Genomic DNA, 5,771 nt, shown 5'->3' with positions numbered 1-5,771 from the left:
GCTCGTAATGCCTATCATGTAAAAATCTGAGCAATAAATACCTGACACTACAAGCTAGAGCTGCGGAATGTCGGATACAAAAAAGTCCTCAGCAAAATAATTAATATCTCCTTTGATGAACCCTTCAGTGATACTCTAAAAAATGACAGTGCAATTTGTTCAGTCTAAAGGCCAAAGTAAAAAGCCCGGATGATTGATTTAGAGCATGGGCTTGAGGCCAACCTCATATATTCAAGAATCTCTGTGGGCTAAAATGCCTTCCCTAGATACAAATGGAGAAACACAGGAGAATGGTCACCAATCCCTTCTCAAACCTTACCCATGAAACTACAACAGAATTATCCTTTTTATCGAAGATATATATCTGAGTAGCAAAGGGTCAGTTACTAAAAAATAAATAGTCCATCGATAGTATGGTCGGGCATCCAAAAACTAAGGCCAATTACCTGAACAACTGGGGAGAGCCCCCCATAAGACTAACTGTTGCCAGAGCTTAGCTAGTTAAGCAGTCTGGAAGAACCAGTAATCCCACTGGCATAAGTCTGGGAAAATCCACTTCCTGAAGTGAGTGGAGTATGTCAATCAGTGACTACTACTGGAAGTAAGTGCGATATATTATTTTTCACACTTAAGCAAAACCTTCAGATATTTGGTCAGACCTATATTCTGAAAATTGCAGATTATAGAGGAAGATTAATCGAACAAAAAGCCCACACTAAAAGCAACAGCAAGCTTTCATGCCATAGCAGTGTCAGTGTCGGGTATATTAATTTGGATAGCTAAATAAGCATATAGAATAGATAGAATGGTAAGCACCGCAGAAAAAACAAACGTAGGACAAATCACTCAAATTATCGGTCCAGTTGTAGATGCTAAATTCCCTAGTGGAAGTCTTCCTGAAATCTACAATGCCCTAACAATTACAGCTCAAAACGAAGCTGGACAAGATGTTTCAGTCACCTGTGAAGTGCAACAACTTCTAGGCGACAACCAAGTTAGAGCTGTGGCGATGAGTGGCACAGATGGCCTTGTACGTGGTATGGAAGTAGTAGACACTGGGGCTGCAATTAGTGTACCTGTAGGCACTGCTACTCTAGGTAGAATATTTAACGTGATCGGCGAACCAGTAGACGAACTTGGCCCAGTGGGAACTGAGGAGAAATCTGCAATTCACCGTGAATCTCCTAAATTTGTAGAGCTAGAAACTAAGCCTTCCGTTTTTGAAACAGGTATTAAAGTTGTAGACCTACTAGCTCCCTATCGTCGTGGTGGAAAAATTGGATTATTTGGTGGTGCGGGTGTAGGTAAAACCGTTATCATCATGGAGTTGATTAATAACATCGCTAAAGCTCACGGTGGAGTATCCGTGTTTGGTGGCGTGGGAGAGCGGACTCGTGAAGGTAATGACCTTTACAATGAAATGATTGAGTCCGGAGTAATTAATCCAAAGAACCTCCCTGACTCTAAGGTGGCCTTGGTTTATGGTCAGATGAACGAACCACCAGGAGCAAGAATGCGTGTCGGTCTATCTGCTCTAACAATGGCGGAATATTTCCGGGATGTTAGTAAGCAAGATGTACTACTTTTCATTGACAATATCTTCCGGTTTGTACAAGCAGGTTCTGAAGTATCTGCACTTCTGGGAAGAATGCCATCTGCGGTAGGATATCAACCTACCTTGGGTACAGAGATGGGTGAATTGCAAGAAAGAATTACATCCACAAAAGAAGGTTCTATTACTTCTATTCAAGCAGTATATGTACCTGCGGATGACTTGACAGACCCTGCACCTGCTACTACCTTCGCTCACCTAGACGCAACTACAGTATTGTCAAGGGGACTTGCTTCTAAAGGTATTTACCCAGCAGTTGACCCCTTAAACTCTACATCTACTATGTTGCAACCAAGTGTAGTAGGTGACGAGCATTATGCTGTAGCTCGTTCAGTACAATCCACCCTACAAAGGTACAAAGAACTTCAGGATATTATCGCTATCTTAGGTTTGGACGAATTATCTGAAGATGACCGTCTAACAGTAGCTCGCGCTCGTAAGATAGAGCGTTTCCTATCACAACCTTTCTTTGTAGCTGAAGTATTTACAGGTTCTCCTGGTCAATATGTGAAGCTCGAAGATACCATGAAAGGCTTCAAAATGATTTTATCTGGTGAACTTGATGAGTTACCAGAACAAGCTTTCTACATGGTGGGAGGTATTGACCAAGTAATTGCCAAAGCTGAAAAAATGAAGGCAGAAGCATAGTCTTACTGGCTATGTTGGTCGTTAGTTAGCGAAAAAATCTTGACAGTTGGCTTGTTGGTTATCGATGCTGAGATCGACAGTCAACTGACAACTTAAGTAACTAACACAAATAAAAATAAACAAAAAATGATTGACAAATGACATTAACTGTGCGTGTAATATCTCCCGACAAGACAGTTTGGGACTCAGAAGCTGAAGAAGTAATTATACCTAGTACAACAGGTCAATTAGGAATTTTAAGTGGACACGCTTCTATGCTGACCGCTCTCGATATAGGTGTAATGCGAGTTCGTGCTGAAAAAAGTAAAGATTGGGTAGCGATCGCTCTGATGGGTGGTTTTGCTGAAGTAGAAGCAAATGAAGTAACTATACTCATTAATGGCGCTGAAAAAGGAGATACTATTGACAAAGAAGCAGCTCGTATAGCTTACAATGAGGCTGAATCTAGTCTGGAAAAAGCTGAAAACGGCGACCTTCAAGCAAAAATCAAAGCCCAAAAAGCCTTGAAGCGAGCTAGAGCACGTCTGCAAGCTGCTGGTGGAGTTAACTAAACTACTAAATTCCCATTTCTGCAAGCAGGGACTGCATTTGTTCTCTAGTCAGTCCCTGTTTAATATAAGTAGGTGATTCTGGGTTGTAGGGACTAGTAACCAAATCGATACTAAGAATTTTAGATGTTTCAGGTAATACAGGTATATCTGGGTCGAAAGCTGTAGGTTTCATTAGGGAACTAGAAAAACCTTTAAAAATAGCTATTTCATCTAGTTCTCCATCAACTTCAACCTTAACTATTAATACTTCATTAGGTTTTTTAATTGTGTATTGTTCCAAACGATGAGAAATGCTATTCATAATAACTTTCAGTATATAGTTAAACAATTAATTATTAATTATTCACTCTCCTTAAAAAGGATAATATTGGTCAGTATTTTTTTCTTTGTTTGTTCTTTAAATAAGAGCCTTTAAACCTTAATTATTCGGTAAAATTTGCTTGATTCTATATTCTCATAGCAAATTCACTTTTACTAAAATAATTTTCAAAAAAAGATATCAGTTTTCGCCTAAATAGAATCTTGGTGTTTAGGCAATAAAACTAGACTGAGATTTAATCATATAGCACTAAAAAGAAAGACTAGGACATCTCAAAAGCCTAAAATGCAAACAACGCAGTCTTCTTTTTCCTTCTTCCTTCTAATTTCCTGTTGCCGATCGCCCTTGCTTCTGTAACTTAACCAAAACAAAATAACAGAGAAAAATTGTATAGATGATTAATCCAGTAAACCCCAAGAAGCCGATAAATTCTTGAGGCCAATCTGCATGAAAAATTTGTTTAAATAACCATGGAGGGTCTAGCCAAACATTACAAAATGGATCTTCAAGTAAATCATTGCGGGATTTAAAAGCACAGGCCAAAAAAGGAATTTCGAATAATGCTCCGATTAAATTATAAAATGTAGCAGCCCAACGCCAAGAAGTCAAACTAGCCTTCAGAGGAGAATTTCGTAATTCTCGAATTTCCTCATTCAAATCTACCCAAAACCACAAAGCTACCGGAATTAAAATTCGAGCTATTAATGATGTTAAAAAACTTATAGGTACTGCTGCAATCATTAAGTAAACAGTGATTGCCAATAAACTAGAAACTCGCCAATAAGTAATCAACAAACGTTGAATAGCTTCAGACTTTTTGACAAAAGCCCAAATCAAAATAAGTAGGGGTAGTACCACAGTGAATAATACCGCTAGCCTATAGTCCATCCAGACCCAAATCTCTAATCCAGATGTGATGGCTATGGGTAAAAAGTTTAACATAATTAGTAACTTATAAAAATAGTAACTTATAAAAATTTAACTATAATCGTAATTAACTTTAAAAAGTTATTTATGGTATATTTTTTTGATAAGCAACTGAATTAATAAGTTAAATATTTCAGTTGCTTACCAGCCAAGCATTAATATATTTAATTTAATAAACTACGGTCGAATAGCTTATTAAATCAATAAACTGGCCCTAGTTGTCGTATACTCGACACTCAACAGCCTCAGGATTATCATCGCAATAATTTTCCAAGGAACTTGGAGACTTCTTTTCCTTTTGATGAGCAGACTCAGCTTGAAGCTCTTCTACCGAATCCCAAGCTACTGCACATTCCTTGGAATTAGCACCAGAAGCATCACAAATAGCACGAGCTTCTTCGCGCTCTTGCTCAATTTTTTCCTCAATGTTGTTATTAGTCATAGTTTTTTTATTCTTAACTTAACTTACTACCTACGATTTTTGGGACACAATTCCTAAATATAAAATCAAGGGTTAGAAATTGAAAAACAGGTCAGGTAAAGAGACAAATTAAAATTTTACCTCTTTATCATTTATATATGCTACGAGAGATTCCCAACCAAATGATCTTGATATTTTAAGATTCATTGACAAAAAAATCAATCTTTCAAACTGTCTAAATGTCCAGCTTGCTCAACAATACTTAATACTAACATAACTGAAACGATAACCTGTTTGATAAGCAACATTTATGAAATTAAATTAAAAATATTATGATCATAATTTAAGTAGTTTTATACCAATTATTAGACTGAGCAATATTACAAAACTTTGATTGTTAGAAATAGGGGAAATAAGGTAGAAAAAAGTCGATTAACAGATGTACAAGGTCAACTTCACCATTAAATTCTGCTAATTTACATTCCTACTTTTGGCACGTTTCGTCGAATATTTTGTTTAACTACTGGAGTATTTCAGAGTTAATCACTTTTTTTCGGTATTTAGTGACAAATAGGATCTGAACAGTTAAGAGAGTAAACAGACCTAAAACCTTTGTGATAAGTGGTTAACACAATATAGCAATAAGTTGAATATAAAATTATAATAATTACTCATTGCTACAAAATTAAGCCCACTTGTGAACAGTCAGTCAACATTGGTTATTGGCTATAACTATTACAAAGGCATTGGAATTATGCTCTTGGTCAACCCTTGGACTGGTTGAACCAAACCAGGTGTCAAATAACCGTTGTTCGATAGTGTCATGTCCTATGGGTGAGATTCAAGAGTTGCCAGATTATTCTTTTGAGCAATCATCACTCTTACAGACAAAAAACTTATTTCCCGACTACAAGGAAATCTCCATAGGAAGTTCAACAAATTAACTTACAAAGACTAGATCAAGCTTGGAAGCGTTGGTTAATACCTGATAAAACTGGTAAACATGGAGGACGACCAAGATTTAAAAAATCAGGTAAGTTAAGGTCATTTTGTTTCAGTAGAGTTAATCATCCGCTTATCAGTAATTAAATTTGATGGTAAGCAAATAATTACTACGAGGTTTTGTGCTATTCCTGTGATAGTTCATAGACCTATACCATATGGGTTTGTGATTAAAACTGCAACTATAACCAAAAAAGCTGATAGTTATTATATAAGTTTAAGCTGAGAAGATCACTCTCCCCTAACCCCTCCAGGGAGGGGAACTGAAGGGGTGGGTTTAATTCCTACAGA

Annotated in this window: 5 protein-coding genes; 2 read left to right on the top strand and 3 right to left on the bottom strand. The window is 37.0% G+C overall.

Annotated elements, in window-relative coordinates:
* Nucleotides 1–805 precede the first annotated feature (805 nt).
* Entirely contained in the window at nucleotides 806–2,260 is a 1,455-nt protein-coding gene (atpD, locus tag D5R40_RS29795; protein WP_124147277.1) for a F0F1 ATP synthase subunit beta, read from the top strand.
* A gap of 137 nt (nucleotides 2,261–2,397) precedes the next feature.
* Entirely contained in the window at nucleotides 2,398–2,811 is a 414-nt protein-coding gene (gene atpC, locus D5R40_RS29790; RefSeq protein ID WP_124147276.1) for an ATP synthase F1 subunit epsilon, read from the top strand.
* Between the two features lie 4 nt (nucleotides 2,812–2,815).
* Here atpC and D5R40_RS29785 read toward each other — a convergent pair whose 3' ends face one another.
* The 3 genes from D5R40_RS29785 to D5R40_RS29775 form a co-directional block, all read right to left on the bottom strand.
* Complete coding sequence (locus D5R40_RS29785) at nucleotides 2,816–3,112, bottom strand: DUF7734 family protein (protein WP_338043259.1); 297 nt, start codon at nucleotides 3,110–3,112, stop codon at nucleotides 2,816–2,818.
* A gap of 339 nt (nucleotides 3,113–3,451) precedes the next feature.
* The gene (locus D5R40_RS29780; RefSeq protein WP_192901212.1) at nucleotides 3,452–4,072 is read right to left on the bottom strand and encodes a DUF3177 family protein; all 621 of its coding nucleotides are present in this window, start codon (nucleotides 4,070–4,072) and stop codon (nucleotides 3,452–3,454) included.
* A gap of 199 nt (nucleotides 4,073–4,271) precedes the next feature.
* A complete protein-coding gene (locus D5R40_RS29775) occupies nucleotides 4,272–4,499 on the bottom strand; it encodes a Calvin cycle protein CP12 (protein WP_124147275.1) in 228 nt (75 codons plus the stop codon).
* Nucleotides 4,500–5,771 lie beyond the last annotated feature (1,272 nt).

This window comes from Okeania hirsuta (assembly GCF_003838195.1).
Taxonomy (GTDB): domain Bacteria; phylum Cyanobacteriota; class Cyanobacteriia; order Cyanobacteriales; family Microcoleaceae; genus Okeania; species Okeania hirsuta.
This window is presented reverse-complemented; position numbering and strand designations above follow the sequence as displayed.